The organism is Pseudomonas sp. GW821-FHT10C09, from assembly GCF_059415465.1.
In genome coordinates this window covers 34,268-59,023 of the sequence record NZ_JBWKNG010000031.1, presented here as the reverse complement: position 1 = coordinate 59,023, position 24,756 = coordinate 34,268, and the positions used below count along the sequence as shown (strand labels likewise).

The 24,756-nt window shown below is 59.2% G+C and carries 25 protein-coding genes and 1 other RNA gene; 20 read left to right on the top strand and 6 right to left on the bottom strand.

From position 1 onward, the window contains the following. Window positions 1-61 precede the first annotated feature (61 nt). The 3 genes from AC07N8_RS26370 to zapE all read left to right on the top strand — a co-directional run bounded on the left by AC07N8_RS26370 (window position 62) and on the right by zapE (window position 3,257). Window positions 62-691: an alpha/beta hydrolase gene (locus AC07N8_RS26370; RefSeq protein ID WP_493146500.1), complete on the top strand. Its 630-nt coding sequence runs from the start codon at window positions 62-64 to the stop codon at window positions 689-691. 24 nt (window positions 692-715) lie between these two features. After that, window positions 716-2,071, top strand: a complete 1,356-nt coding sequence (locus AC07N8_RS26365) for a tryptophan--tRNA ligase (RefSeq protein WP_046026716.1) — start codon at window positions 716-718, stop codon at window positions 2,069-2,071. 91 nt (window positions 2,072-2,162) lie between these two features. After that, window positions 2,163-3,257 (top strand): cell division protein ZapE, encoded by a 1,095-nt coding sequence (gene zapE, locus AC07N8_RS26360; RefSeq protein ID WP_027922671.1) that lies wholly within the window; start codon window positions 2,163-2,165, stop codon window positions 3,255-3,257. A gap of 192 nt (window positions 3,258-3,449) precedes the next feature. Here zapE and AC07N8_RS26355 read toward each other — a convergent pair whose 3' ends face one another. Next, entirely contained in the window at window positions 3,450-4,346 is an 897-nt protein-coding gene (locus tag AC07N8_RS26355) for a GlxA family transcriptional regulator (protein ID WP_483842922.1), read from the bottom strand. A 243-nt stretch (window positions 4,347-4,589) separates the two neighbouring features. On the opposite strand from AC07N8_RS26355, the gene AC07N8_RS26350 reads away from it, so the two are divergent. Then, window positions 4,590-5,726 (top strand): acyl-CoA dehydrogenase family protein, encoded by a 1,137-nt coding sequence (locus tag AC07N8_RS26350; RefSeq protein WP_493146504.1) that lies wholly within the window; start codon window positions 4,590-4,592, stop codon window positions 5,724-5,726. A gap of 148 nt (window positions 5,727-5,874) precedes the next feature. On the opposite strand, the gene AC07N8_RS26345 is transcribed toward AC07N8_RS26350, so the two are convergent. Beyond that, window positions 5,875-6,915, bottom strand: coding sequence for an NADP(H)-dependent aldo-keto reductase (locus tag AC07N8_RS26345; protein WP_140668506.1), 1,041 nt, complete (start codon window positions 6,913-6,915; stop codon window positions 5,875-5,877). A 245-nt stretch (window positions 6,916-7,160) separates the two neighbouring features. Here AC07N8_RS26345 and rplM point away from each other — a divergent pair, with 245 nt between their 5' ends. The 7 genes from rplM to AC07N8_RS26310 all read left to right on the top strand — a co-directional run bounded on the left by rplM (window position 7,161) and on the right by AC07N8_RS26310 (window position 12,051). Further along, entirely contained in the window at window positions 7,161-7,589 is a 429-nt protein-coding gene (rplM, locus tag AC07N8_RS26340; RefSeq protein ID WP_046048262.1) for a 50S ribosomal protein L13, read from the top strand. 14 nt (window positions 7,590-7,603) lie between these two features. Further along, window positions 7,604-7,996, top strand: coding sequence for a 30S ribosomal protein S9 (gene rpsI / locus AC07N8_RS26335; RefSeq protein WP_002555064.1), 393 nt, complete (start codon window positions 7,604-7,606; stop codon window positions 7,994-7,996). 269 nt (window positions 7,997-8,265) lie between these two features. Further along, window positions 8,266-8,859, top strand: a complete 594-nt coding sequence (gene petA / locus AC07N8_RS26330) for a ubiquinol-cytochrome c reductase iron-sulfur subunit (RefSeq protein WP_046026711.1) — start codon at window positions 8,266-8,268, stop codon at window positions 8,857-8,859. Then, window positions 8,859-10,070: a cytochrome b gene (locus AC07N8_RS26325; protein WP_483842838.1), complete on the top strand. Its 1,212-nt coding sequence runs from the start codon at window positions 8,859-8,861 to the stop codon at window positions 10,068-10,070. The genes petA and AC07N8_RS26325 overlap by 1 nt, the downstream gene beginning before the upstream one ends. Further along, complete coding sequence (locus AC07N8_RS26320) at window positions 10,070-10,852, top strand: cytochrome c1 (protein WP_483842839.1); 783 nt, start codon at window positions 10,070-10,072, stop codon at window positions 10,850-10,852. The genes AC07N8_RS26325 and AC07N8_RS26320 overlap by 1 nt, the downstream gene beginning before the upstream one ends. Window positions 10,853-11,003: 151 nt before the next feature. Continuing rightward, a complete protein-coding gene (locus tag AC07N8_RS26315) occupies window positions 11,004-11,621 on the top strand; it encodes a glutathione S-transferase N-terminal domain-containing protein (protein ID WP_027922678.1) in 618 nt (205 codons plus the stop codon). A 16-nt stretch (window positions 11,622-11,637) separates the two neighbouring features. Beyond that, complete coding sequence (locus tag AC07N8_RS26310; protein WP_007943725.1) at window positions 11,638-12,051, top strand: ClpXP protease specificity-enhancing factor; 414 nt, start codon at window positions 11,638-11,640, stop codon at window positions 12,049-12,051. 51 nt (window positions 12,052-12,102) lie between these two features. Here AC07N8_RS26310 and AC07N8_RS26305 read toward each other — a convergent pair whose 3' ends face one another. From AC07N8_RS26305 to AC07N8_RS26290, 4 genes are all read right to left on the bottom strand, one after another. Then, a complete protein-coding gene (locus AC07N8_RS26305) occupies window positions 12,103-12,684 on the bottom strand; it encodes a BON domain-containing protein (protein ID WP_123435079.1) in 582 nt (193 codons plus the stop codon). Further along, complete coding sequence (locus AC07N8_RS26300) at window positions 12,681-13,274, bottom strand: phosphoheptose isomerase (protein WP_008025961.1); 594 nt, start codon at window positions 13,272-13,274, stop codon at window positions 12,681-12,683. Before AC07N8_RS26300 ends, AC07N8_RS26305 begins: the two co-directional genes overlap by 4 nt. Before the next feature lie 104 nt (window positions 13,275-13,378). Next, complete coding sequence (locus tag AC07N8_RS26295; RefSeq protein ID WP_483842923.1) at window positions 13,379-13,741, bottom strand: YraN family protein; 363 nt, start codon at window positions 13,739-13,741, stop codon at window positions 13,379-13,381. Further along, the gene (locus AC07N8_RS26290; protein ID WP_493146509.1) at window positions 13,741-15,552 is read right to left on the bottom strand and encodes a penicillin-binding protein activator; all 1,812 of its coding nucleotides are present in this window, start codon (window positions 15,550-15,552) and stop codon (window positions 13,741-13,743) included. Before AC07N8_RS26290 ends, AC07N8_RS26295 begins: the two co-directional genes overlap by 1 nt. A gap of 176 nt (window positions 15,553-15,728) precedes the next feature. On the opposite strand from AC07N8_RS26290, the gene rsmI reads away from it, so the two are divergent. From rsmI to mraY, 9 genes are all read left to right on the top strand, one after another. Beyond that, entirely contained in the window at window positions 15,729-16,634 is a 906-nt protein-coding gene (gene rsmI, locus AC07N8_RS26285) for a 16S rRNA (cytidine(1402)-2'-O)-methyltransferase (protein WP_483842841.1), read from the top strand. Window positions 16,635-16,709: 75 nt separating this feature from the next. Beyond that, window positions 16,710-17,063: RNase P RNA component class A (gene rnpB / locus AC07N8_RS26280), an RNA gene on the top strand. A gap of 355 nt (window positions 17,064-17,418) precedes the next feature. Continuing rightward, entirely contained in the window at window positions 17,419-17,874 is a 456-nt protein-coding gene (gene mraZ / locus AC07N8_RS26275) for a division/cell wall cluster transcriptional repressor MraZ (RefSeq protein ID WP_008147486.1), read from the top strand. Then, window positions 17,871-18,818 (top strand): 16S rRNA (cytosine(1402)-N(4))-methyltransferase RsmH, encoded by a 948-nt coding sequence (rsmH, locus tag AC07N8_RS26270; RefSeq protein ID WP_483842842.1) that lies wholly within the window; start codon window positions 17,871-17,873, stop codon window positions 18,816-18,818. The genes mraZ and rsmH overlap by 4 nt, the downstream gene beginning before the upstream one ends. Further along, complete coding sequence (ftsL, locus tag AC07N8_RS26265; protein WP_027922684.1) at window positions 18,815-19,108, top strand: cell division protein FtsL; 294 nt, start codon at window positions 18,815-18,817, stop codon at window positions 19,106-19,108. The genes rsmH and ftsL overlap by 4 nt, the downstream gene beginning before the upstream one ends. Continuing rightward, window positions 19,108-20,847 (top strand): peptidoglycan D,D-transpeptidase FtsI family protein, encoded by a 1,740-nt coding sequence (locus AC07N8_RS26260; protein WP_193560087.1) that lies wholly within the window; start codon window positions 19,108-19,110, stop codon window positions 20,845-20,847. The genes ftsL and AC07N8_RS26260 overlap by 1 nt, the downstream gene beginning before the upstream one ends. Next, complete coding sequence (locus AC07N8_RS26255; protein ID WP_483842843.1) at window positions 20,847-22,310, top strand: UDP-N-acetylmuramoyl-L-alanyl-D-glutamate--2,6-diaminopimelate ligase; 1,464 nt, start codon at window positions 20,847-20,849, stop codon at window positions 22,308-22,310. The genes AC07N8_RS26260 and AC07N8_RS26255 overlap by 1 nt, the downstream gene beginning before the upstream one ends. Further along, the gene (locus tag AC07N8_RS26250) at window positions 22,303-23,670 is read left to right on the top strand and encodes a UDP-N-acetylmuramoyl-tripeptide--D-alanyl-D-alanine ligase (RefSeq protein WP_493146513.1); all 1,368 of its coding nucleotides are present in this window, start codon (window positions 22,303-22,305) and stop codon (window positions 23,668-23,670) included. Before AC07N8_RS26255 ends, AC07N8_RS26250 begins: the two co-directional genes overlap by 8 nt. Next, complete coding sequence (mraY, locus tag AC07N8_RS26245) at window positions 23,670-24,752, top strand: phospho-N-acetylmuramoyl-pentapeptide-transferase (RefSeq protein WP_123435073.1); 1,083 nt, start codon at window positions 23,670-23,672, stop codon at window positions 24,750-24,752. Before AC07N8_RS26250 ends, mraY begins: the two co-directional genes overlap by 1 nt. Window positions 24,753-24,756 lie beyond the last annotated feature (4 nt).

Below are 24,756 nucleotides of genomic sequence, written 5' to 3'. Positions count from 1 at the left end.
GCACAGACAATTTGCTAGACGAGTCGACCCGATTCGAGGTCACGGAGTTCCTTCCTTGCTTATGCGCGAAACCCCTGTAGTGATTGATGGCCCGGTGGGTCAACTGGAAGCCCTTTATCTTGATAATGAGCAGCCGCGCGGCATTGCGCTGATCTGCCATCCGAACCCGGTGCAGGGCGGCACCATGCTCAACAAAGTGGTCTCGACCCTGCAGCGCACCGCGCGCGACGCCGGTTTGATTACGTTGCGGTTCAATTACCGTGGTGTGGGTGCCAGCGAAGGCACCCACGACATGGGTACCGGTGAAGTCGACGATGCTCAAGCCGCTGCCGAATGGTTGCGGGCCAGGCACCCGGACCTGCCATTGACCCTGTTCGGTTTCTCCTTCGGCGGGTTTGTTGCCGCCAGTCTCGGTGGACGCCTGGAAGCCAGCGGTGAACAGCTCAAGCATCTGTTCATGGTCGCGCCTGCGGTCATGCGCCTGGGCGATCAGGATCAACTGCCGCATCAGGGCCAGTTGACCCTGATCCAACCGGAAACCGACGAAGTGATCGACCCGCAAGCCGTCTACGACTGGTCCGAAAAACTCGAGCGTCCCCATGAGCTGCTGAAAGTGGCAGAATGCGGACACTTTTTTCATGGCAAGCTGACCGATCTCAAGGATCTGATCCTGCCGCGTCTTTCGAATTGATTGCAGTCTGACAAGCGATTACCCATGACGACTCGTACCCGTATCCTCACCGGCATCACCACCACCGGCACGCCGCACCTGGGCAACTACGCCGGCGCCATCCGCCCGGCGATCGTCGCCAGCCGTGACAGCAATGCCGATTCGTTCTACTTCCTGGCCGACTACCACGCCCTGATCAAATGCGATGACCCGCTGCGCATCCAGCGCTCGCGTCTGGAAATCGCCGCGACCTGGCTGGCCGGTGGCCTGGATGTGGACCGCGTGACGTTCTATCGCCAGTCCGACATCCCGGAAATCCCCGAGCTGACCTGGCTGCTGACCTGCGTTGCCGCCAAGGGCCTGCTCAACCGCGCCCATGCCTACAAGGCTTCGGTGGACAAGAACGTCGAGACCGGCGAAGACCCGGACGCCGGCATCACCATGGGCTTGTACAGCTACCCGGTGCTGATGGCCGCGGACATTCTGATGTTCAACGCGCACAAGGTGCCGGTCGGTCGTGACCAGATCCAGCACGTGGAAATGGCCCGCGACATCGGCCAACGCTTCAATCACCTGTTCGGTCAGGGCAAAGAATTCTTCACCATGCCTGAAGCGCTGATCGAAGAAAGCGTTGCCACGCTGCCAGGCCTCGACGGTCGCAAGATGTCGAAGAGCTACGACAACACCATCCCGTTGTTCAGCAGCGCCAAAGAGATGAAGGACGCCATTTCGCGGATCGTCACCGATTCGCGCGCGCCGGGCGAAGCCAAGGACCCGGACAATTCGCACTTGTTTACCTTGTTCCAGGCGTTTGCTACGCCGGCTCAGGCCGACGAATTCCGCAGCGAACTGTTGCAGGGTCTGGGTTGGGGTGAGGCGAAGAATCGTCTGTTCCAATTGCTGGACAGCGAACTGGGCGAATCCCGCGAGCGTTATCACCAGTTGATCGAACGCCCGGCGGACCTGGAAGACATGCTGCAAGTGGGTGCCAAAAAGGCCCGTGCAGTAGCGACGCCGTTCCTCAACGAATTGCGTGAAGCGGTCGGCCTGCGTTCTTTCGTGGCCCAGACTCAAGTCGCCGCCACCACCAAGAAAAAAGCCGCGAAAGCTGCACGTTTTGTCAGCTTCCGCGAAGACGACGGCAGTTTCCGCTTCCGTCTGCTAGCGGCCGATGGCGAGCAACTGCTGTTGTCGCGCAACTTCGCCGACGGCAAAACCGCAGGCCAAGTGACCAAGCAACTGCAAGCGGGCCAGCCTCTGGACGTGCGCAGCGAAGACCTGAGCTTTAGCGTCTGGCTGGAAGGCGAGTGCGTGGCAGACAGCCCGGCATTCGCCGACAGCGCCGCGCGTGACGTCGCCATCGACGCCCTGCGCGTTGCGTTGACGCCGGTTCAGGAATAAATCAGCGGCTCGACCCGACCAAGGGCCGATTGCCATTCCCCCGGGCCGTCGCTACAGTGACGGCCCGTTTTTGTTGCCTTGCTAACGAATTATGACGCCCCTAGAACGATATCAAGCTGATCTGAAGCGCCCGGAATTCTTCCATGACGCCGCGCAGGAAACTGCCGTGCGCCATTTGCAGCGCCTGTACGACGATCTGGTCGCGGCCTCGCAGAGCAAGCCGGGCCTGTTCGGCAAACTGTTTGGCAAGAAAGAGCAGGCGCCGGTGAAGGGCCTGTACTTCTGGGGCGGCGTGGGTCGCGGCAAGACTTACCTGGTCGACACCTTCTTCGAAGCGCTGCCGTTCAAGGAAAAGACCCGGACTCACTTCCACCGCTTCATGAAGCGCGTGCACGAAGAGATGAAGACCCTCGGCGGCGAGAAGAACCCGCTGACCATCATCGCCAAGCGTTTTTCCGACGAGTCGCGAGTGATCTGCTTCGATGAATTCTTCGTCTCCGACATCACCGACGCGATGATTCTCGGCACGCTGATGGAAGAGCTGTTCAAGAACGGCGTGACCCTGGTCGCGACCTCGAACATCGTGCCGGACGGCCTGTACAAGGACGGCCTGCAACGCGCGCGCTTCCTGCCAGCCATCGCACTGATCAAGCAGAACACCGACATCGTCAACGTCGACAGTGGCGTCGATTACCGTCTGCGTCACCTTGAGCAAGCGGAACTGTTCCACTTCCCACTGGACGAAGCCGCTCAGGAAAGCTTGCGCAAGAGCTTCCGTGCGCTGACGCCGGAATGCACGGCAGCGGTCGAGAACGACGTGCTGATGATTGAGAATCGCGCCATCCGTGCGGTACGTACGTGCGATGACGTGGCCTGGTTCGACTTCCGCGAACTGTGCGACGGCCCGCGCAGCCAGAACGATTACATCGAACTGGGCAAGATCTTCCACGCCGTGCTGCTCAGCGGTGTCGAGCAGATGAGCGTCACCACCGACGACATCGCCCGTCGCTTTATCAACATGGTCGACGAGTTCTACGACCGTAACGTCAAGCTGATCATTTCTGCCGAAGTCGAGCTCAAAGACCTCTACACCGGCGGTCGCCTTAACTTCGAGTTCCAGCGCACGCTCAGCCGTCTGCTGGAGATGCAGTCGCACGAATTCCTGTCCCGGGCGCATAAGCCGTAGGACGATTCGGAAACAAAAAAAAGGGCCTGCAAATGCAGGCCCTTTTTTATGCGCCTCTTTTGGCTCACCACAATCCCTGTGGGAGCGAGCCTGCTCGCGAAGGCAGAGTGTCAGGCGACATCAATGTTGACTGTGCCGGCCACTTCGCGAGCAGGCTCGCTCCCACAACTGGATTGTGATGGGATCTAAGGTTTAGGCAGCCTGCTGAAACTGCTGCCGATACTGGTTCGGCGACAACTCAGTGTGCTGGCGGAACAACCGAGCAAAGAAGCTCGCATCGTCGTAACCGACCTCATAACTGATGGTCTTGATGCTCTTGCGGCTGCCGGACAGCAGGCCTTTGGCGGTTTCGATGCGCAGGCGTTGCAGGTAATGCAGCGGCTTGTCGCCGGTCGCGGTCTGGAAGCGGCGCATGAAGTTGCGGATGCTCATGCCGTGCTCGCGGGCCACGTCTTCGAAGCGGAATTTATCGGCGAAGTGCTCTTCGAGCCAGTGCTGGATCTGCAGGATGATCACGTCCTGGTGCAGCTTCTGGCCGCCAAAACCGATCCGTCCCGGGGAATAGCTGCGCTGGACTTCGTAAAGGATATCCCGCGCCACGGCCTGCGAAACGTTGGCGCCGCAGAAGCGCTCGATCAGGTAGATGTAGAGGTCGCAGGCCGACGTGGTGCCGCCGGCGCAATACAGGTTGTCGGCGTCGGTCAGGTGCTTGTCCTGATTCAGCTGAACCTGCGGGTAGCGCTCGGCGAACGCGTTGAAGAAGCGCCAGTACGTGGTCGCTTCCTTGCCATTGAGCAGGCCGGCCTCGGCGAGCCAGAACACCCCGGTCGCCTCGCCACACAACACCGCACCGCGGGCATGTTGCTCGCGCAGCCACGGCAGTACCTGTGGGTAGCGTTGGCAGAGCGTCTCGAAGTCGTCCCAGAAGGCGGGGAGGATGATGATGTCGGCGTTTTCCAGGCCGCCGTCTACCGGGATGATCACATCGCTGAAGCTGTTCACCGGTTTGCCGTCGGGGCTGACCAGCCGGGTTTCAAACGCCGGCGTCAGGCCCTGGCCCAGCTGTTTTCCATAGCGCAGGCTGGCCAGATGGAAAAAATCTTTGGCTTGCAGGAGGGTGGAAGCGAAAACCCGGTCGATCGCCAGGATGCTGACGCGCCGCAGGGGCGTGGAGACTTGCTTAGACATAATTCAACTTTATTTTTATAAGGGAAAGTGGTCATCAAACGGCTGGATCGTCTTATTTTTTGTCTGATGTGTCCAGTGTCCTGTGTCGGATGTGAGGCTTAGTCTCTCTGGGCCCATTCCTCTAACAATAACGACAGGTGCCGCATGATCCCCAGAACCTTGTTCAGTTCCGAGCACGAACTTTTCCGCGATAGCGTGCGAACGTTCCTCGAGAAGGAGGCTGTTCCGTTTCACGCACAGTGGGAAAAACAAGGCTATATCGACCGCAAACTCTGGAACAAGGCAGGGGAGGCGGGGATGTTGTGTTCGCATCTGCCGGAGGAATACGGCGGATTGGGCGCAGACTTTTTGTACAGCGCGGTGGTGATCGAAGAGGTCGGGCGCCTGGGGCTGACCGGGATCGGTTTCTCCCTGCATTCGGACATTGTGGCGCCATACATCCTGCATTACGGCAGTGAGGCGCTGAAGCACAAGTACCTGCCGAAACTGGTGTCCGGCGAGATGGTTACGGCGATCGCCATGACCGAGCCGGGGGCCGGTTCCGACCTGCAAGGGGTGAAAACCACGGCGGTGCTGGAGGGCGACGAGTACGTCATCAACGGTTCGAAAACCTTCATCACCAACGGCTTTCTGGCGGACCTGGTGATTGTCGTGGCCAAGACCGATCCCAAGGCTGGCGCCAAGGGCACCAGTCTGTTTCTGGTCGAGGCCGATACACCCGGTTTCGACAAGGGCAAGCGTCTGGAAAAGGTCGGGATGAAGGCCCAGGACACGTCGGAACTGTTCTTCCAGGACGTTCGGGTGCCCAAGGAAAACCTGTTGGGACAGGCCGGGATGGGCTTCGCTTACCTGATGCAGGAATTGCCGCAAGAGCGCCTCACCGTGGCCATCGGCGGGCTGGCGTCGGCAGAAGCAGCGCTGCAATGGACGCTGGACTACACCCGCGAGCGCAAGGCGTTCGGCAAGGCGATTGCCGATTTCCAGAACACGCGCTTCAAACTGGCGGAGATGGCGACCGAGATTCAGATCGGCCGGGTCTTCGTCGATCGCTGTCTGGAGTTGCACCTGCAAGGCAAGCTGGACGTGCCGACGGCGGCGATGGCCAAGTATTGGGGCACGGACCTGCAATGCAAGGTGCTCGACGAGTGCGTGCAGTTGCATGGCGGTTACGGCTTTATGTGGGAATACCCGATTGCCCGGGCGTGGGCGGATGCGCGGGTGCAGCGGATTTATGCGGGGACCAATGAAATCATGAAGGAGATTATTGCTCGGTCGCTTTGATCCTGCGGTGACTGTTACATCGCTATCGCGAGCAGGCTCGCTCCCACTTTGGATTTATGTCTGACCAGCATTTTGTGATCGACACAGATCCATTGTGGGAGATCCATTGTGGGAGCGAGCCTGCTCGCGAAGGCTTTTTATCAGGCGATCAAGGGGCCGGGTTAGGGTGATCCTTGTGAATCGCCTCAATCCCCTCCAGCACTTCATCCGACAGTTTCAGTTCGAAGCTCGCTAAATTGCTTTCAAGCTGCTCCATCGTCGTCGCACCAATGATGTTGCTGGTGACGAACGGTTGCTGGGTGACAAAAGCCAGCGCCATCTGCGCCGGGTCCAGGCCGTGTTCACGGGCCAGTGCCACGTAGCGGCTGCACGCTGCTTCAGACTGTGGGTTGAAATAGCGGCTGAAGCGGCTGTAGAGGCTCAGGCGGCCTTTTGGTGGGCGGGCGCCACCTTCGTACTTGCCCGACAGGAAACCGAACGCCAGCGGCGAATAAGCGAGCAAGCCGCATTGTTCGCGAATGGCAATTTCTGCCAGGCCGACTTCGAAGCTGCGGTTGAGCAGGTTGTACGGGTTCTGGATCGACACGGCGCGCGGCCAGCCACGGGCTTCGGCCAGGGCGAGGAAGCGCATGGTGCCCCACGGGGTTTCATTGGACAGGCCGATGTGGCGAATCTTGCCGGCCTTGACCTGCTCGTCCAGCGCTTCGAGGGTGTCTTCCAGCGGCGTGAGGTTGGCTTCGCTCTTGTGCTTGTAGCCCAGCTGTCCGAAGAAATTGGTGCTCCGTTCCGGCCAGTGCAGTTGGTAGAGGTCGATGTAGTCGGTTTGCAGGCGTTTCAGGCTCGCATCCACGGCTTCGGTGATGTGCTGGCGGTTGTGGCGCAGGTTTTTGTCGCGGATGTAGTCGATGGTGTTGCCGGGGCCGGCGATCTTGCTGGCGAGGATCCAGTCGGCGCGATCGCCGCGACTTTTGAAGTAATTGCCGATGTAACGCTCGGTGGTGGCGTAGGTTTCGGCCTTGGGCGGCACCGGGTACATTTCGGCGGTGTCGATGAAATTGATCCCGGCACTTTTGGCCCGTTCAATCTGCGCGAAGGCTTCAGCCTCGCTGTTTTGCTCGCCCCAGGTCATGGTTCCGAGGCAGATGGCGCTCACGTTCAGATTGGTTCTGCCTAGCTGGCGATAGTCCATCAGGTACTCCTTGGGCAAAACAATCATAAAAGCAGGTTGAATTATTTTTCGCAATCTGCATAATTGCGCACCTCTTTCTGCAGTGGAAGTGATGCGCCGCCGCCGAAGAATCTTGCCGTTGAACGGACGCGCCGACCCGAGCCCCCGAAAGCGTCTGTATCCGGCTGCCTTTGACTTGTCAAAGTACGCACTATTCAGTAAGATCCGCCGTCTAATTTACAGGGCGGCCCCTGAGGCTATAAAGAATGAAAACTTTTACTGCTAAACCGGAAACAGTACAGCACGACTGGTTTGTCGTCGACGCTGCAGGTCAGACCCTGGGTCGTCTGGCCACCGAAATCGCGAGCCGTCTGCGTGGCAAGCATAAAGCTGAGTACACTCCTCACGTTGACACCGGCGACTACATCGTCGTTATCAATGCCGAGCAGATTCGTGTGACTGGTGCTAAAACCACCGACAAGATCTACTACTCCCACTCCGGTTTCCCGGGCGGCATCAAGTCGATCAACTTCGAAAAGCTGATCGCTAAAGCCCCTGAGCGCGTGATCGAGACCGCGGTCAAAGGCATGCTGCCTAAGAACCCGCTGGGTCGCGACATGTATCGTAAGCTGAAAGTCTATGCGGGCGCTGTACACCCTCATACTGCTCAGCAGCCCCAAGAACTGAAGTTTTAACGGAATAGTTCATTATGTCGGCGACTCAAAATTACGGCACTGGCCGTCGCAAGACCGCAACCGCACGCGTTTTCCTGCGTCCGGGTACTGGTAACATCTCCATCAACAACCGTTCGCTGGATAATTTCTTCGGCCGCGAAACTGCCCGCATGGTAGTTCGTCAGCCGCTGGAATTGACTGAGACTGTCGAGAAGTTCGACATCTACGTCACCGTGATCGGCGGTGGTGTAAGTGGTCAAGCTGGCGCAATCCGCCACGGTATCACTCGCGCACTGATGCAGTACGACGAAACCCTGCGTGGCGCTCTGCGCAAAGCTGGCTTCGTTACTCGCGATGCTCGTGAAGTTGAACGTAAGAAAGTCGGTCTGCGTAAAGCGCGTAAGCGTCCGCAGTACTCGAAGCGTTAATTCGCTTTCACGTTCAAAAAAGAACGCCCAGCCTCCTCACGGAGCTGGGCGTTTTTTTATGCGTGCGATTTATCAAAGAATTGCGCTGTGACAACTTGCCACAGCCGTAGAGCCCCTATACTGCAAGGCTTGGCAGTGGAGCCCTTGGGTAATTACCTTGTCAGAATTGGGGCTTTTCATTACCATTCGGCAAAATTTTTATAAGTACATAGATTTACTTAGTAGATGCCTGATTTAACAGGCCACAAAAGCTGATGGGAGAGGACTGAATGAGCAATGACGGCGTGAATGCAGGCCGGCGTCGCTTCTTGGTAGCAGCCACATCCGTGGTGGGTGCTGCAGGAGCGGTGGGGGCTGCGGTCCCGTTCGTGGGGTCATGGTTTCCCAGTGCCAAGGCGAAAGCCGCAGGTGCACCGGTGAAAGTGAATGTCAGCAAAATCGAGCCAGGCCAGCAGATGATTGCTGAGTGGCGCGGCCAGCCGGTATTCATTGTCCGCCGTACCGAGGAAATCCTGGGGAATCTGAAGAAGATCGAGGGCCAGCTCTCCGATCCGGATTCCAAGAACTCCACGCAACCTACGTATGTCGATCCGGAACTGCGTTCGATCAAGCCAGAAATTCTGCTGCTGATCGGTATCTGCACGCACCTGGGTTGCTCGCCGACCTTCCGTCCCGAAGTGGCACCTGCTGATCTGGGCAAGGACTGGGTGGGCGGCTATTTCTGCCCGTGCCACGGTTCCCACTACGATCTGGCTGGCCGCGTCTACAAGTCGCAACCTGCGCCTTTGAACCTGCCAGTTCCCCCGCATTCCTATGAGACCAACGACATCATTGTCATTGGCGTCGATACGGAGAAAGCGTGATGAGCAAGTTCATGGATTGGGTTGATGCGCGCTTTCCCGCGACCAAAATGTGGGAAGACCATCTCAGCAAGTACTACGCCCCGAAGAACTTCAACTTCTTCTATTTCTTTGGTTCTCTGGCGCTGCTCGTTCTGGTCAACCAGATCGTCACCGGTGTCTGGCTGACCATGAGCTACACCCCGTCGGCAGAAGAGGCATTTGCTTCCGTCGAATACATCATGCGCGACGTCGAGTACGGCTCGATCCTGCGTCTGCTGCACTCCACCGGCGCTTCGGCGTTCTTCATCGTGGTTTATCTGCACATGTTCCGTGGCTTGCTCTACGGTTCGTACCAGAAGCCGCGTGAGCTGGTGTGGGTCTTTGGCATGCTGATCTACCTGGCGCTGATGGCTGAAGCCTTCATGGGCTACCTGCTGCCGTGGGGCCAAATGTCCTATTGGGGTGCCCAGGTGATCATCTCGCTGTTCGGTGCGATCCCGGTCATCGGTAACGACCTGACCCAGTGGATCCGTGGTGACTACCTGATTTCCGGTATTACCCTGAACCGCTTCTTCGCCCTGCACGTTGTTGCGTTGCCGATCGTGATCCTCGGTCTGGTGGTGCTGCACGTTCTGGCATTGCACGAAGTCGGTTCGAACAACCCGGACGGCGTGGACATCAAGAAACACAAGGACGAAAACGGCGTACCGCTGGACGGCATTGCCTTCCACCCGTACTACACCGTGAAAGATATCGTCGGCGTGGTGGTGTTCCTGTTCATCTTCTGCTCGATCGTGTTCTTCTTCCCGGAAATGGGCGGTTACTTCCTCGAGAAGCCGAACTTCGAAGTGGCGAACGCCTTCAAGACCCCAGAGCACATCGCTCCGGTCTGGTACTTCACTCCGTTCTACGCAATTTTGCGGGCCATCCCGGACAAGCTCATGGGTGTTATCGCCATGGGTGCGTCGATTGCCATGCTGTTCGTCCTGCCGTGGCTGGACCGTAGCCCCGTCAAGTCGATGCGCTACAAAGGCTGGCTGAGCAAGGCCTGGCTGTGGGTGTTCTGCATTTCGTTCGTGATCCTGGGTGTGCTGGGCGTGTTGGCCCCGACTCCTGAGCGGACGTTGCTGTCGCAGGTATGTACCTTCCTGTACTTCGCCTACTTCATTCTGATGCCGTTCTACACCAGGCTCGAGAAGACCAAACCGGTTCCGGAAAGGGTGACTGGCTGATGAAAAAGTTATTTTTAGCGCTGATTTTTGCTGCTTTGCCTGTCCTGTCCTTCGCGGCTGAACACGGTGGTCCTGAGCTGGAAAAGGTCGACATCGACGTTTCCGACAAGGCTGCCATGCAAGATGGCGCACGTACCTTTGCCAACTATTGCATGGGCTGCCACAGCGCCAAGTTCCAGCGCTATGAGCGCGTTGCCGATGACCTGGGTATTCCCCATGATCTGATGCTGTCGAACCTGGTGTTCACTGGCGCCAAGATTGGCGACCACATGAGCATCGGCATGCAGCCGGCAGACGCCAAGGCCTGGTTCGGCGCGGCGCCGCCTGACCTGACGCTGGTGGCTCGTGTTCGCGGTACTGACTGGCTCTATGGCTACCTGAAGTCGTTCTACGAAGATCCGTCGCGTCCATGGGGCGTGAACAACAAGGTCTTCCCGAACGTCGGCATGCCTAATGTCCTGGCGGGCCTGCAAGGCCGTCAGGTTATCGGTTGCAAGCAGGTTCAGATCGTCGAAGACGGCAAGAAGCAATATGACCCGCTGACTGGTACGCCTTTGACTCACGAAGCCTGTGATCAAATGACCATCGTGCCGAAGACCGGAGCCCTGACCGAAGAGCAGTTCGATGAGAAGGTCAAGAATCTGGTAACCTTCCTGGCTTACTCGGCTAACCCGGTTAAGTTGCAACATCAGCGCATTGGTACTTACGTCTTGCTGTACCTGGCGTTCTTCTTCGTGTTCGCTTATCTGCTCAAGCGCGAATACTGGAAAGATGTGCACTGATAAAGATTCAAGCAGTTGCTGTTAATCGCGCGCGCCCAAGGGCGCCTCTGAAGGTGTAACGAGTCTGGGTGATCCAGGCGTTACGGGAGGCGTCCTCTGGGCGCGCTCGTTTTTCCGCTTTCGATAATTTCAACAAGCGAGGAGGACCGCCATGGGCGTGACCAATCGGTTGGCCTGTTACTCCGACCCCGCCGACCACTATTCCCACCGAGTGCGTATCGTACTTGCAGAGAAGGGTGTCAGCGCCGAGATCATTTACGTGGAAGCTGGTCGTCAGCCGCCTAAACTGATTGAGGTGAACCCTTACGGAAGCCTGCCCACCCTGGTCGATCGTGACCTGGCGTTGTGGGAGTCGACCGTGGTGATGGAATATCTGGATGAGCGTTACCCGCACCCGCCGTTACTGCCGGTTTATCCTGTGGCGCGTGCCAACAGCCGTCTGCTGATTCATCGTATTCAGCGCGACTGGTGTGGCCTGGTGGATCTGATCCTGGATTCGAAGACCAAGGAAGCAGCCCGCGTCGTCGCTCGTAAAGAGCTACGCGAGAGCCTGACGGGCGTGTCGCCGTTGTTCGCCGACAAGCCGTTTTTCCTCAGCGAGGAACAAAGTCTGGTGGATTGCTGCCTACTACCCATACTCTGGCGCTTGCCGATTTTGGGTATTGAACTGCCGCGGCCTGCCAAGCCGCTGCTTGATTATATGGAGCGCTCGTTTGCGCGTGAGGCTTTCCAGGCAAGTCTGTCTGGTGTCGAACGCGATATGCGCTAAGGCTTAAGGAGCCGCTATGAACTCCAGTCGACCTTATCTGGTCCGCGCGCTCTACGAGTGGATTGTGGACAACGATTGCACCCCGCACATGCTGGTCAATTCGGAATATCCGTCGGTGCAGGTGCCTCAGGGTTTTGCCAGTGACGGGCAAATCGTCTTGAACGTGTCGCCACAAGCCGTGCGTCATTTGCACATGGACAATGAGGCGGTCAGCTTCGAAGGGCGCTTTGGTGGCGTGCCGCACACCCTGTACGTGCCTATCGCATCGATCCTGGGTATTTACGCCCGGGAGAACGGTCAGGGCATGGTGTTCGATCTGGAATCGCCTATGGAAGACGAGGAAGAGATCGAGCCGGATGATGATATTCCGCCACCCGACAGCGAGCCGCCGCGTCCCAGCGGTCGACCCAGTTTGAAAGTGGTGAAGTAATAAAAAAGGCGATCCGGATGGATCGCCTTTTTTGTGCCTGCGGTTTGGGTATCAGTCGATGTACTCAAACAGCTTCACAATCTTCTGCACGCCGGAAACGCCTTGTACCAGGTTGGTTGCCTGAGTCGCTTCCTGTTTGGTCAGCAGGCCCAGCAAGTAGACGATACCGTTCTCGGTCACCACCTTGATGCGCGAACCGGGAATGTTGGCATCTGCGAGCATCTGGGTCTTGATCTTGGTGGTCAGCCACGCGTCATTCTGGCGAGCCAGCAGCGAGGAGGGCGGCAGGATCTGCAATTCGTTGTGCACGGTTTTTACCCGTTGCACAGCGGCAGCGGCCTGCTCGGCCTTGGCCTTGAGGTCTTCACGAGGCGTCTGCCCGGCGAGCAGCACCACACCGTTGAAGCTGGTGACGACAATGTGCGAATCCTTGTCCAGGGCCGGGTCGGCCTTGGCCACGTTGACCCCGACTTTGGTATCGATCAGGGAGTCGTCGATCTTGCTGCCGAAGGTGCGCGTGCCACGGTCATCTTCAATCGGCGCTTCACGGCTGGCGTTAACCACCGAGGTGCAGCCGCTGATGCCGATCAGGCACAGGGTCAAGGCCATCAGGCCTAGGCGATTAGGGGTCATTCTTCACTCCCGAACAGTTGGCTGTCGATCAGATCGCAAAGGCAATGGATCGCCAGCAGGTGGACTTCCTGAATACGTGCGGTGACATTGGCCGGTACGCGAATCTCGACATCCTCGGGCAAAAGCAGCGACGCCATGCCGCCGCCATCGCGACCGGTCAATGCTACGACAATCATTTCGCGATCATGTGCGGCCTGGATCGCCTGAATTATGTTTGCCGAGTTGCCACTGGTGGAAATCGCCAGCAATACGTCGCCTGGCTGGCCGAGGGCGCGGATCTGTTTGGAGAAGATTTCGTTGTAGCTGTAGTCATTGGCAATCGAGGTGATGGTCGAGCTGTCGGTGGTCAGCGCGATGGCTGGCAGGCTCGGGCGTTCACGCTCGAAACGGTTGAGCAGCTCCGACGAAAAGTGCTGGGCGTCGCCGGCGGAACCGCCGTTACCGCAGGAAAGCATTTTGCCCTCATTGAGCAGGGCGTTGACCATCACTTGGCTGGCTTGCTCGATGTGCGGTGCAAGTACGTCCATCGCCATTTGCTTGGTGTCGATACTGGCCTGAAAAAGCTGGCGAATTCGGGATTGCATGTCCATCTGTGTGACCTTAATTAGCGCGGCTACTCGGCACATGAATGTGCAGCCCGCAAAGCAAAGAGCAAAAGTGTTGGGTGTAGGTGTCCGGTTCGGGGCGCAAGCGATCAGCTGTCGAAGGCATTCTGAATCCAGTTCAACTGATCAAGGTTGCTGTCGATGGCAACCACGTCGAAACGGCAAGGGGAATTGGCCCAACGCGACTCGCGCTGAAGAAAATATTGCGCGGCGAAAATCAGTTTCTGCCGTTTGCGCTCATCGATGCTATCGAGCGCGCCACCCCATTGGGTGTTTTTTCTGTAGCGAACTTCAACGAATACTACTGTATCGCCATCAAGCATGACCAGATCAAGCTCGCCGCGTTTACACAACCAGTTCTGCGCCAGCAGGCGCAGACCGTGTTGTTGAAGATGCTCGAGCGCATGGCGCTCGGCATCTTGACCGCTTTGCCGGCGTGACCTGTCAGGCATCAGTTCGGGGTGTCCGGCAGGCGTTGAACCTGACCGTTAACGAACTGGGCCCATGGCAACTGGCGCACGACGCGTTGGTTCTGAGTCATGCCCAGGCTACCCGATTGGCCCGAGATGCGGCTGTCCGGCAAGGCCTTGAGTTGGCCCAGGCGTGGCGCCAGGCGGTAGGCATCGACGCCCATGGCGTACAGGCGACCGAGGCTGCCGCCGGCTTGTGGCCATTGCGCCGTCACTTGTTTGCGCAGTGGGTCATTGGCGTCCAGCAACCATGGGGTTTCGCAGAAGCGAATGCCGTTCATGTCGTTGTACTGGTTGACGTCGCCACTTGCGCTGAACACGTGGGAAGTGGCGTAAACCGGCACATCGCCTGCGTACTGGAAGTTCAGGGTCGGTTTGATCTGCTGGGCCTGTTGCGGTGTCGCGGCCAGGAAGATGAACTCGATGTCCTGACGACGCGAAGGCTGGGCTGCTACCTGCGAGCCAACGGTGCTTTGCAGGCTTTTCGCGCGGCCTTCGCTCTGGCGCAGCTGGAACATGTCGGCAATCTGCTGGGCCAGTTGAACCGGTTGGTCTACGCGTTCGGTGGCAACGATGGTGCCACCGTTGGCTTGCCAGTCCTGGCTGAATGCGCGCAGTACGCGATCGCCCCATTCGCCTTTCGGCACCATGATCGCGGCGCGATGCAGGCCGTCGGCACGAGCACGGCGGGACACTTCGCGGGCTTCGTCTTCAGCTGCGAGGCCAAACTGGAACAGTTGAGCCGGGCCTTGTTCGCCTTCGCTGTAGTTCAGCGCCAACGTCGTGATGGGCAGTTGCGGACGCGAGCTGAGTTGTTTGACCAGCGGTTTTTCCAGCGGGCCAACCACCAGTTGCACGCCATCGGCCTGGGCCTTGCGATAGAACTCGTCCATCGACGTCAGCTTCGAGCTGTCATAAAACTCGATGGCCGGTGGCTTCTGCCCGGCTTGTTGCGCCTGGTAGTGAGCCGCCATGAAGCCTTCACGCAGCGCTTTGCCGACCGAGGCCAGCGGACCATCCTGTGGCAGCAGCAGGGCGATCTTGTTCAGGGGCTGGCTGGCCAGTTCCTTGAGGTTGGTCAGTGCCTGCGGCAGATGAACGGCGGCGGGGTGTTTAGGGTTTTGCGCGCGCCAGTTATCAATCGCGGCTTGCTGTTGTTCCAGCGTGCCAGCCGATTTCACCGCCAGCGCCAGGCTCATCCAGCCGCCGAGATCGTCGGAGGTGGTGGGTTGCAGTTGCTCGGTAGGCAGCGAGGCGATCAGGGTCCAGATCGCTTCGTGGTTTTTGCTGGCCGCTTCACCGCTCAGCATTGGCGCGATGAAAATACGCTCCCGTGCGGCGGCCAGCGTCTGGCCATCGGCTTCAAGGGCGCGGGCGTGAACAGTGCCGGTGCGAACCTGTTGCTCGACGGGCAATTCACTCAGGTGTTGCAGGCTCGGATGGCTCAAGGCAGTCAGCGCCGCTTTGGGTTGGTTGCGCACCATCGCCAGTTCCGCCGCCAGCGTGCTGGCGAAGACTTGTGGGCCTGGCTTGAGTTGCTCGACCGGAACCAACTGCAGGATTTGCGCGGACTGGCCGGCATTCCCTTGGCGGTAGGCCACGTCTGCTGCGCTCAGGCGCAACAGGGCGGCTTTTTCCGGATCTTTGCTTTGATTCGCCTGCTCGAGCAATTGCTCGATGCTGGCATCCGGGGTCCGTGGAAGTTCGCCAAGGCTGGAAGAGGGCGAGCTGGCGCAAGCCGCCAGCAAGGCAGCGAGGCAGAGGGCAGTGAACAGCCGCAGGCAAGCGATCATGTAATGTTCCTGTTACTCGATCAAATTAGCGTGGAATTGTACCCAAGCACTGGCCGGGGCGCGATGTTACTGGCGTGAATCGATCAATTTAGCTCGTGTAAATGTTGCAGCACTGCACAAATGCCGTCGAAACCCGGCAGGGGCCAGGCGTATCGCAAGCGCCACTACGCGCTACAATGTCGCCTTTTACCGATCATGAGGTGTGCGCTTTGACTGCTCCAGGTGCTTTGAATTCCGCTGCTGGCTCGCTTTATGTGGTGGCGACGCCCATCGGCAACCTGGACGACATCAGTGCGCGTGCACTGAAGATCCTGCGCGACGTCGCGTTGATTGCTGCCGAAGACACGCGTCACTCCCAGCGTTTGATGCAGCATTTTGGCATCCCGACACCGTTGGCCGCCTGTCACGAGCACAACGAGCGGGATGAAGGTAGCCGCTTTATCACGCGTCTGTTGGCAGGCGATGACGTGGCGTTGATTTCGGATGCCGGTACGCCGCTGATTTCCGATCCCGGTTATCACCTGGTGCGTCAGGCCCGTGCTGCGGGGATCAATGTGGTGCCGGTGCCGGGAGCCTGCGCATTGATCGCCGCGCTGTCGGCGGCGGGTTTGCCATCCGACCGGTTTATTTTTGAGGGCTTCCTGCCGGCCAAGGCTGTCGGTCGTCGCGCTCGTCTCGAGCTGGTAAAGGAAGAACCACGCACGCTGATTTTCTACGAAGCGCCGCACCGCATCCTGGAATGCCTGCAGGACATGGAGTTGGTGTTCGGTGGGGAGCGTCAGGCGTTGCTGGCTCGGGAAATCACCAAAACTTTTGAAACCCTTAAAGGCCTGCCATTGGCCGAGTTGCGCGAGTTCGTCGAGTCGGACAGCAATCAGCAGCGCGGCGAGTGTGTGGTGCTGGTGGCTGGCTGGGCTGCGCCCGAGACCGAGGACGCCGTCAGCAGCGAAGCGATGCGCATCCTTGACCTGTTGCTGGAGGAGATGCCGCTCAAGCGTGCGGCAGCCTTGGCGGCGCAAATCACCGGCGAGCGCAAGAATGTGCTGTATCAGGTCGCACTGGATAAGCAGAAGGGCGAGTAAAACCCGACGTGCAGGAGCAGCGAAAGGCGTTTAGCGCTTGTTCTTCGGCCGCTCTGCCGTTAACCTTCGCGGCGGAGAGTCGATCGGACAGTCGCTGCCCTCTATGAAAATTAGGGGGGGGAGGAAAGTCCGGGCTCCATAGGGCGAAGTGCCAGGTAATGCCTGGGAGGCGTGAGCCTACGGAAAGTGCCACAGAAAATAACCGCCTAAGCGCTTCGGCGCCGGTAAGGGTGAAAAGGTGCGGTAAGAGCGCACCGCACGTCTGGCAACAGTTCGTGGCTAGGTAAACCCCACTTGGAGCAAGACCAAATAGGGTCCCAAGGCGTGGCCCGCGCTGGGACCGGGTAGGTTGCTAAAGATGTCCAGTGATGGCCATCGTAGACGAATGACTGTTCAAGACAGAACCCGGCTTACAGATCGACTCTCCACCTTTTTCCCCTCCCTGTTTGAATCGTTGAACAGGGCGCCAGTGATGGCAGTTTCCCTCCGTTCAGAATCATCAGCAGAAGCCCTCTCGTAATACCAAAAAAATCTTACTCTTAACAAACTACTTTAACTTTCGAGCGCAGCCATCCGTGCTGATTCAAGTTATTGAGTGGAATGACACGTCAGATTCCCGTAACACCTCCTTCTGTGCTCCTAAATCTCAGTTCTGTAAGGGTTTTCCTTTAATCCGCGCCTTGACGGTGCGGTGGCCGCATTCCTATAGTGTGCGCAAGTGGCGGAAAGTGGCATGAAGTGGGTTTTTTGAGCGTAAAACGCTAAAATTTGGAGAAACGCTGACGTGTTTCGCGGAGCTAACGCTATCAGTCTCGATGCAAAGGGCCGTCTCGCCATGCCGAGCCGGTACCGTGACGAGCTCGTTTCGCGTAGTTCCGGTCAGTTAATCGTCACAATCGATGCCGTTGATCCATGTTTGTGTGTTTACCCGCTCGATGAGTGGGAAATTATTGAAACCAAACTGCGCGCACTGCCTTCGCTTCGCGAAGAGAACCGCCGCCTGCAACGCTTACTGATTGGTAATGCCGTCGACCTCGAGCTCGATGGCAGTGGTCGTTTTCTGGTTCCACCGCGTCTTCGTGAATATGCCAAGTTGGATAAGCGCGCGATGTTGGTAGGCCAACTGAACAAGTTCCAATTATGGGACGAGGATGCCTGGGATGCGGTTTCTGCCGCTGACCTGGCTGCTATTCAACAACCGGGCGCCATGCCTGATGAACTGCGTGATTTGATCCTGTGACTATTGATAGCGGCTTTAACCACATCACCGTACTGCTTGACGAAGCCGTCGAGGCTCTCGCCGTACGTCCTGATGGCTGCTATCTGGACGGTACGTTCGGGCGCGGCGGTCACAGCCGGCTGATCTTGAGTCAGCTGGGTCCTGATGGCCGGTTGCTCGGATTTGACAAGGATCCTCAAGCCATTGCCACCGGGCAGACGCTAGCGGCCGAAGACGGCCGCTTTGTCGTTGTGCAGCGCAGCTTTGCCGAGCTCGGTTCGGAAGTCGCCGACCGCAGTCTGGCCGGCAAGGTCAGCGGCGTTTTGCTCGACCTCGGCGTGTCTTCGCCGCAGCTCGACGACCCTGAGCGTGGCTTCAGTTTCCTCAATGACGGCCCGCTGGACATGCGCATGGACCCGTCCCGCGGGATCAGCGCTGCCGAGTTCGTCAACACCGCGCCGGTGGAAGAAATCGCTCGTGTGTTCAAAGAGTACGGCGAAGAACGTTTCTCCGGTCGTATGGCCCGTGCCGTGGCCGAGCGCCGCGACATCAAGCCGTTCGAACGCACCGCCGACCTGGCCGAAGTCCTGAAAGTCGCCAATCCGGCATGGGAAAAGGGCAAGAACCCGGCGACCCGTGCGTTCCAGGGCCTGCGCATTCACGTCAACAACGAATTGGGCGATCTGGAAGCCGGCCTCGAAGCGGCTTTGGAATGCCTGGAAGTCGGCGGCCGCCTGGTCGTTATCAGCTTCCACTCGCTGGAAGACCGCATCGTCAAACTGTTCATGCGCAAACTGGTTAAAGGTGAAGCCGACAATCTGCCGCGCAACTTGCCGGTACGTCACGTCGCCTTCGAACCGATCATCAAAATCCATGGCAAAGCGCAGTCCGCCTCCGAGGCCGAACTCAAAGCCAACCCACGTTCCCGTAGCGCCGTCATGCGCGTGGCGGAGAAGCTGCGGTGAGCAAGCTTTTCGCCAAGCCACTGCCCGGCGGCAGCTTTTTCATGCTGCTGCTGTTTGTGGCCGTGCTCGTTTCGGCGATCGGCGTGTCGTACAGCGCCCACTGGAACCGTCAACTGTTGAACTCGCTGTACAACGAGTTGAGCGTGCGCGACAAGGCGCAGGCCGAGTGGGGCCGTCTGATTCTCGAGCAAAGTACCTGGACCGCCCACAGCCGTATCGAAGTGCTGGCCACCGAACAGCTGAAGATGCGCATTCCTGGCGCCGCTGAAGTGCAGATGGTGACGCCATGATGAAACTCGAAGGGGCAATGTTCCCATGGCGTTTCCGCGTGGTACTGGGGTTGCTCGGCATCATGGTCGCGGCGATTTCCTGGCGCATCATCGACCTGCAAGTCATCGACCGTGCCTTCCTTAAAGGTCAGGGCGATGCGCGCAGTGTTCGTCATATTCCGATTCCCGCTCACCGTGGCCTGATCACCGACCGTAACGGCGAGCCTTTGGCCGTGAGTACGCCGGTCACCACGCTGTGGGCCAACGCCAAGGAAATGCAAACGGCCAAGGAAAAGTGGCCGGCACTGGCGGCGGCGCTGGGTCAGGACCCGAAAGCCCTGGCTGAACGTCTCGAAGCCCAGGCCAACAAAGAATTCATTTATCTGGTGCGCGGGCTGACCCCCGAGCAGGGACAGTCGGTGCTCGACCTGAAAGTGCCGGGCGTCTACGGCATTGAAGAGTTCCGGCGTTTCTACCCGGCCGGTGAAGTGACCGCGCACATGGTCGGATTTACCGACATCGATGACCACGGTCGTGAAGGTGTCGAACTGGCTTATGACGAATGGCTCGCCGGGGTCGCCGGCAAGCGTCAGGTCATCAAGGACCGGCGCGGAAGGCTGATCAAGGATGTCCAGGTCACCAAAAACGCCAAGGCCGGCAAGCCCTTGGCGTTGTCCATTGACCTGCGCCTGCAATACCTGGCCAACCGCGAACTGCGTAACGCGATCATCGAGAACGGCGCGAAGGCCGGCAGCCTGGTGATCATGGACGTGAAGACCGGCGAGATCCTCGCCATGGTCAACCAGCCGACTTACAACCCGAACAACCGTCGCAACTTGCAACCGGCGATGATGCGTAACCGCGCGATGATCGACGTGTTCGAACCAGGTTCGACCATGAAAGCGATCTCGATGAGCGCCGCGATTGAAACCGGCCGCTGGAAACCGAGCGACACCGTCGAGGTGTACCCAGGCTCCTTGCAGATCGGCAAATACACCATCAAGGACGTATCGAAGACCGAAGGCCCGGTGCTCGACCTGACCGGGATTCTGATCAATTCCAGTAACGTCGGCATGAGTAAGGTCGCGTTCGATATCGGTGGCGAAACCATTTTCCGTCTGGCGCAAAAAGTCGGTCTCGGCCAGGACACCGGCCTCGGCTTCCCGGGCGAACGCGTCGGCAACCTGCCGAACTACCGCGAATGGCGCAAGGCAGAAACCGCCACGCTGTCCTACGGCTACGGTATTTCCGTGACCGCGATCCAGTTGGTACACGCCTTCTCGGCGCTGGCCAACAACGGTCGCCTCGCACCGCTGACCCTGATCAAAACCGACACGCCGCCGCAGACCACGCAAGTGCTGCCGGAAGCCGTCGCAAAAACCATGCAAGGCATGCTGACCCAGGTAATCGAAGCGCCGCGCGGTGTGTTCCGTGCACAGGTGCCGGCGTACCACGTGGCCGGCAAGTCGGGTACTGCACGTAAAACGTCGGTGGGCACCAAGGGCTACGCCGAGAACTCTTACCGCTCGCTGTTCGCCGGCTTCGGCCCGATGAGCGATCCGCGTTACGCCATCGTCGTGGTGATCGATGAACCGACCAAGGCCGGTTACTTCGGTGGTCTGGTCTCGGCGCCGGTGTTCAGCAAAGTGATGTCCGGGACGCTGCGCCTGATGAACATCACGCCGGACAACCTGCCGCCGACGCAAACCGCGAACGCCACCCCCGTTGTTCCGCTGAAAGCCAATGGAGGGCGCGGCTGATGTCTCTAAGTCTGAATAAAATTTTCGCCCACGCTGGCCGCGATCTGTTGATCCGCGAATTGGCGCTCGACAGCCGCAACGTGCGCGCTGGCGACTTGTTTCTCGCTGTCCCTGGCGGGCGTTTCGACGGTCGTGCCCACATCGCCGACGCGCTGCAACGCGGCGCTGCCGCTGTGGCGTATGAAGTCGAAGGCTCGACCGTATTGCCGATCACCGACGTGCCGATGATTCCGGTCAAAGGCCTGGCCGCACAGCTGTCGGACATCGCCGGGCGCTTTTATGGCGACCCGAGCCGTCACTTGAACCTGGTGGGCGTGACCGGCACCAACGGCAAAACCAGCGTGACCCAATTGGTTGCCCAGGCGCTTGATCTGCTTGGCCAACACTGCGGCATCGTCGGCACGTTGGGCTCCGGTTTCTACGGCGCGCTGGAAAGCGGCCTGCACACCACGCCGAATCCAATCGCCGTGCAAGCGACCCTGGCCGACCTGAAAAAGGCCGGCGCCAAAGCGGTCGCCATGGAAGTCTCGTCCCATGGCCTGGATCAGGGCCGCGTCACAGCGCTGGCGTTTGATGTCGCGGTGATGACCAACCTGTCCCGCGATCACCTCGATTACCACGGCACCATGCAGGCCTACGGCGAAGCCAAGGCCAAGCTGTTTGCCTGGAACGATTTGAAGTGCCGGGTGGTGAATCTCGACGACGACTTTGGCCGGCAACTGGCCGCCGAAAAGCGTGAGTCGCGTTTGATCACCTACAGCCTCGAAGACAGCAGCGCCTACCTGTTTTGCCGGGAAGCGCAATTCGACGACGAAGGCGTGCGCGCCACATTGGTGACGCCGCAGGGCGAGCACCATTTGCGCAGCACCTTGCTCGGTCGCTTCAACCTGAGCAACGTGCTGGCCGCAGTCGGCGCGTTGCTCGGTCTGGATTATGCGCTGGACGAAATCCTCAACGTCCTGCCGAAGCTCGAAGGCCCGGCCGGTCGTATGCAGCGCCTCGGTGGCGGTACTCAGCCGCTGGTGGTGGTCGATTACGCCCACACCCCGGATGCGCTGGAAAAAGTATTGATGGCCCTGCGTCCACACGCCAAGGGTCGCTTGCTGTGCCTGTTCGGCTGCGGCGGTGATCGTGATCGCGGCAAGCGTCCGCTGATGGCCGAAGTGGTCGAGCGTCTGGCCGACGGCGTACTGGTCACCGATGACAACCCGCGCACCGAAGACCCGTCAGTGATCTTCGATGACATCCGCGCCGGCTTCACGGCTGTGGATAAAGTGACGTTCGTGGCCGGCCGTGGCCAGGCGATTGCCCAGTTGATCGCTGGTGCTTCGGCGGATGACGTGATTGTCCTGGCCGGCAAAGGTCACGAGGACTATCAGGAAATCAACGGCGAGCGTCACGACTTCTCCGATCTGGTCGAGGCCGATCATGCCCTGACCGCATGGGAGGTGGCTCATGCTTAAAGCCTTGAAACTGAGCGAACTGACCGGCGCATTGAATGGCCAACTGCTCGTTGCCGATGCCACGTTCGATGGCGTCAGCATCGACAGCCGTGCGATCAAGCCCGGCCAGCTGTTTATTGCCCTGACCGGCCCGCGTTTCGACGGTCATGACTACCTGAACGACGTGGCCAACAATGGCGCCGTAGCCGCACTGGTCGAGCGTGAAGTCGCGGACAGCGCGTTGCCACAACTGCTGGTCAAGGACACCCGTCAGGCGCTCGGCCAACTGGGCGCGCTGAACCGTGCGGCGTTCACCCACCCGGTCGCAGCCATCACCGGTTCCAGCGGCAAGACCACGGTCAAGGAAATGCTCGCGAGCATTCTGCGCACGCGCGGTCCGGTGCTGGCGACCCGTGGCAACCTGAACAACGACCTCGGCGTGCCGCTGACCTTGCTCGAACTCGCGCCGGAACACACAGCCGCCGTGATCGAACTCGGTGCTTCGCGCCTGGGCGAAATTGCCTACACCGTGGGCATGACCAAACCCCACGTGGCCATCCTCAACAACGCAGGGACTGCGCACGTGGGCGAGTTTGGCGGGCCGGAAAAAATCGTTGAAGCCAAAGGCGAAATTATCGAAGGGCTCGAGGCCGATGGCATCGCCGTTCTTAATCTCGACGACAAGGCTTTTGAAATCTGGAAGACCCGCGCGGCCGGTCGCAAAGTGCTGACGTTCGCCCTGAGCAACCTCAGCGCCGATTTCTACGCCAGCGACCTGGACCGCGACGCTCGCGGTTGCCCGGCGTTCAACCTGCACACGCCTGAAGGTGTGGAGCGCGTTCAATTGAACCTGTTCGGCACGCATAACGTTGCCAACGCCATGGCCGCTGCCGCTGCCGCGCATGCCTTGGGCGTGTCGCTGTTCGGCATCGCCACGGGCCTGGGCGCCGTGCAACCGGTCAAGGGCCGCACCGTCGCGCAATTGGCCACCAACGGCATGCGCGTGATTGATGACACGTACAACGCAAACCCGACCTCCATGTGCGCCGCCGTTGATATACTCGCCGGCTTTTCCGGCCGCACCGTCCTGGTGCTCGGGGATATCGGCGAGTTGGGCGATTGGGCGGAGCAGGGGCACCGCGATGTGGGCGAATACGCCCGCGGCAAAGTATCCGCGCTGTATGCCGTCGGACCGATGATGGTTCACGCCGTAAACGCTTTCGGTCCACAGGCCTTTCACTTCAGCACTCAGTCTGAACTGATCAAGGCCCTGGGCGCCGAGCAAGACACCAACACCACCATTTTGATCAAGGGCTCGCGCAGCGCTGCGATGGAAAACATCGTCGCCGCTTTGTGCGGGTCCAGTCTGGAGAAACATTAATGCTGCTGCTGCTAGCGGAGTATCTGCAACAGTTCTACAAAGGCTTCGCGGTCTTCCAGTACCTGACCCTGCGCGGGATTCTCGGTGTGCTGACCGCGCTGGTCCTGTCGCTGTGCTATGGCCCGTGGATGATCCGCACTTTGCAGAACCGTCAGATCGGTCAATCCGTTCGCAACGACGGTCCACAGTCGCACTTGTCCAAGTCGGGTACACCGACCATGGGCGGCGCGCTGATTCTGTCGTCCATCGGCGTCAGCACCTTGCTCTGGGCTGACCTGAGCAACCGTTATGTCTGGACGGTGCTGCTGGTAACTTTGCTGTTCGGTGCCATTGGCTGGGTCGACGATTATCGCAAAGTGATCGAGAAGAACTCCCGTGGCTTGCCGAGTCGCTGGAAGTACTTCTGGCAGTCGGTGTTCGGCCTGGGCGCTGCGATCTTCCTTTATATGACCGCCGCCACCCCGGTGGAAACCACCCTGATCCTGCCGATGCTCAAGGATTACAGCATTCCGCTGGGTGCAGGCTTTATCGTCCTGACCTACTTCGTGATCGTCGGCTCGAGCAACGCGGTCAACCTGACTGACGGCCTTGATGGCCTGGCAATCATGCCGACCGTGATGGTCGGTGGCGGCCTGGGGATCTTCTGCTACCTGTCGGGTAACGTGAAATTCGCTGAATACCTGCTGATTCCTTATGTACCGGGCGCGGGTGAACTGATCGTGTTCTGCGGCGCGCTGATCGGTGCGGGCCTCGGCTTCCTCTGGTTCAACACCTATCCGGCCCAGGTGTTCATGGGCGACGTCGGCGCACTGGCGCTCGGCGCGGCACTGGGCACTATCGCGGTGATCGTCCGTCAGGAAATCGTCCTGTTCATCATGGGCGGCGTGTTCGTGATGGAGACCCTGTCGGTGGTCATCCAGGTGGCTTCTTTCAAGATGACCGGTCGCCGCGTGTTCCGCATGGCACCGATTCACCACCACTTTGAACTCAAGGGCTGGCCTGAGCCACGCGTGATCGTCCGTTTCTGGATCATCACCGTGATTCTCGTACTGGTCGGCCTTGCCACCCTGAAGCTGAGGTAGAAAC

Coding starts and splice junctions, on each gene's coding strand:
- rpsI (WP_002555064.1), top strand. CDS start 7,604: ATGTCGGCGACTCAAAATTACGGCACTGGCCGTCGCAAGACCGCAACC.
- rplM (WP_046048262.1), top strand. CDS start 7,161: ATGAAAACTTTTACTGCTAAACCGGAAACAGTACAGCACGACTGGTTT.
- zapE (WP_027922671.1), top strand. CDS start 2,163: ATGACGCCCCTAGAACGATATCAAGCTGATCTGAAGCGCCCGGAATTC.
- AC07N8_RS26325 (WP_483842838.1), top strand. CDS start 8,859: ATGAGCAAGTTCATGGATTGGGTTGATGCGCGCTTTCCCGCGACCAAA.
- AC07N8_RS26345 (WP_140668506.1), bottom strand. CDS start 6,915: ATGGACTATCGCCAGCTAGGCAGAACCAATCTGAACGTGAGCGCCATC.
- AC07N8_RS26320 (WP_483842839.1), top strand. CDS start 10,070: ATGAAAAAGTTATTTTTAGCGCTGATTTTTGCTGCTTTGCCTGTCCTG.
- AC07N8_RS26300 (WP_008025961.1), bottom strand. CDS start 13,274: ATGGACATGCAATCCCGAATTCGCCAGCTTTTTCAGGCCAGTATCGAC.
- AC07N8_RS26310 (WP_007943725.1), top strand. CDS start 11,638: ATGAACTCCAGTCGACCTTATCTGGTCCGCGCGCTCTACGAGTGGATT.
- AC07N8_RS26365 (WP_046026716.1), top strand. CDS start 716: ATGACGACTCGTACCCGTATCCTCACCGGCATCACCACCACCGGCACG.
- AC07N8_RS26315 (WP_027922678.1), top strand. CDS start 11,004: ATGGGCGTGACCAATCGGTTGGCCTGTTACTCCGACCCCGCCGACCAC.
- AC07N8_RS26260 (WP_193560087.1), top strand. CDS start 19,108: ATGAAACTCGAAGGGGCAATGTTCCCATGGCGTTTCCGCGTGGTACTG.
- AC07N8_RS26290 (WP_493146509.1), bottom strand. CDS start 15,552: ATGATCGCTTGCCTGCGGCTGTTCACTGCCCTCTGCCTCGCTGCCTTG.
- AC07N8_RS26250 (WP_493146513.1), top strand. CDS start 22,303: ATGCTTAAAGCCTTGAAACTGAGCGAACTGACCGGCGCATTGAATGGC.
- AC07N8_RS26350 (WP_493146504.1), top strand. CDS start 4,590: ATGATCCCCAGAACCTTGTTCAGTTCCGAGCACGAACTTTTCCGCGAT.
- AC07N8_RS26370 (WP_493146500.1), top strand. CDS start 62: ATGCGCGAAACCCCTGTAGTGATTGATGGCCCGGTGGGTCAACTGGAA.
- rsmI (WP_483842841.1), top strand. CDS start 15,729: ATGTCGCCTTTTACCGATCATGAGGTGTGCGCTTTGACTGCTCCAGGT.
- petA (WP_046026711.1), top strand. CDS start 8,266: ATGAGCAATGACGGCGTGAATGCAGGCCGGCGTCGCTTCTTGGTAGCA.
- mraY (WP_123435073.1), top strand. CDS start 23,670: ATGCTGCTGCTGCTAGCGGAGTATCTGCAACAGTTCTACAAAGGCTTC.
- AC07N8_RS26295 (WP_483842923.1), bottom strand. CDS start 13,741: ATGCCTGACAGGTCACGCCGGCAAAGCGGTCAAGATGCCGAGCGCCAT.
- AC07N8_RS26305 (WP_123435079.1), bottom strand. CDS start 12,684: ATGACCCCTAATCGCCTAGGCCTGATGGCCTTGACCCTGTGCCTGATC.
- AC07N8_RS26255 (WP_483842843.1), top strand. CDS start 20,847: ATGTCTCTAAGTCTGAATAAAATTTTCGCCCACGCTGGCCGCGATCTG.